This is a genomic window from Campylobacter sp. BCW_6466, from assembly GCF_001762835.1.
Taxonomy (GTDB): Bacteria; Campylobacterota; Campylobacteria; order Campylobacterales; family Campylobacteraceae; genus Campylobacter_D; species Campylobacter_D jejuni.
The window spans coordinates 4,679-6,545 of sequence record NZ_MJXO01000075.1; the positions used below are offsets into that span (position 1 = coordinate 4,679).

2 protein-coding genes are annotated in these 1,867 nt (G+C 26.4%); both read right to left on the reverse strand.

Annotated elements, in window-relative coordinates; genetic code table 11:
- Positions 1-843, reverse strand: an 843-nt coding sequence (locus AJ887_RS10520) for a 6-hydroxymethylpterin diphosphokinase MptE-like protein (RefSeq protein ID WP_261659886.1), incomplete at its 3' end; no start/stop codon positions are given.
- A gap of 15 nt (positions 844-858) precedes the next feature.
- Positions 859-1,867 (reverse strand): 6-hydroxymethylpterin diphosphokinase MptE-like protein (locus AJ887_RS10525; protein ID WP_261659887.1); only part of this gene is annotated, 1,009 nt, incomplete at its 5' end.

A 1,867-nucleotide genomic window follows, 5' to 3' on the forward strand; every position in this document is an offset into this window, starting at 1 on the left:
ATAATCGGGCTTAATATTGTGTTTTGCTAAAATAGGATAAGCACTATCAGCACAAAAAATAGTAGCTTTATTTGCGTATTGTTTTAATAAAGGAAGTTGTTTAGTAAGACTTGGTCCTGTAGAAACAATGATGGCTGTATCACTTAAATTTTTTCTTTTAGAAAGTAATTCTGTATAACTAGGATGAGTGATCATTTGAGGTAAGTTATAAACAAATTGTTCTATGCCTTGAAGGGCATCAAGAGGATCATTGCCATATCTAAGTATATTTAATTTAAATGCGGATAAAATATTGTTATTGAACTTTAAAACATCTTCATTGTATCTTTCATAATAATTACTCATCAGTTCTAAAAAATAAATTCTAGAAAATTGAAAGAAAGGTTTGCTAGAACAAAAATCAGAAAAAAATTCTATATCTAAAGAATTAGTTTCTAAAATCATCAATCTTGAATTTTGTAATTCATTTGAAAAATCTAAGATATGAAACATTGTCCAAATGATTTCTATATCTTTTTCAAAAACAACAATATGTTGATGATTTTTATTTTGTAATAAAGCTTTAAATAAAATTCCATTTCCAAAACCATAAAAATACAATACAGGATAAAGTAGGTATTTATCATTGTAAGTATTTAGCATAGAGTTTAATTCATTTATAACATTTTCATAAAGAAAAGTATTATCATTTGTATTTTTTAAATTTATATCAAGATTATCTTTGCCTAAAATAAGTTCAAATTTACTCGATTTAATTTGCTTTAAACTTTCCTTTAAAACAGTATTGTTTAAAGCATTGATATTTCTATTAAAAAGTTTAATTTGATTTTGATTAAATTTCATAATTTTTCCTTTTATTTATGAAATATCGTCATTTTTGTATTTTTTTAAAGCTTCTTTTATGATTTGGTTTTGAGTATTTAAATACTCAAAGCTTTGTAACCACCATGTTTTTTGACTGGTTAAAAAGTCTTTAATTTTTTCATTTTGTTCTAGATCATTTAAAACTTCGTAATGCATAATTTCACATTCATTATGATAATATATAGCTTGAGTGAGTTCATTGAAAAGTTTTAACCTTTTAAAATCCTTAAAAAAAATTAAAAGGTTTTGCTTAATTTTTATTAGAGCTTGTAAATTAAGTTGAGATTTGCCAAGTTCAAAGTCAAGTTTTTTTAGTTCATTTTGACATTTCTTTATAAATTTTTCACTTTGTTCGACATTTTTAATTAGCAGTTTTTGAGTTTGTAAAAATTTATTTTTTGTCTCATTGTTTTCTAAAATTTTAGGTTTGTCAAATGGTTTTTTAAGATTTTCTTTAAGTAAAGTTTCACATGTTCCTTTAAAGGGTTTTTCTATGGTTCCTTCTATCCTAGCACCCCCTTCGGTACAATTATAGGTGTTGATTTTTAATTTTTCTTTTGCCCAGAAAATATCTTTTTCAAATGCTTGTCGGAACAAGTTCCAAGTGAGTTGAGTTCTTACTTGTTTTTCTCCTCCATAAGCAAGCGCATAAACTTCACCGCGTATTTTCTCTCCTTTATTTCCATAGATATGCTCGCTTGGATGAGAGCTTCCATCTTCTGCGTAAGCTAAGTCTTGTCCTATGAAAATGATATTTTCATGCCTTAGACTTGCAGCTAGTTCATAAGCCATATTAGCAACACTTGCTCCAACTCCAATATAACCAAATTCTTTAAGATTTAATGACGCGGCAAAGTGCAAAGGACGATGTACTAGCATATATTCTCTATTATTTCTTTCAAGAAATTCAATAACTTCTTTATGAACTACCGAAGCTAGGATAAACAAAATTCCTTTATCAAATTCTTTAAAATCATTATCAAAACACTTAGAAACTATATCA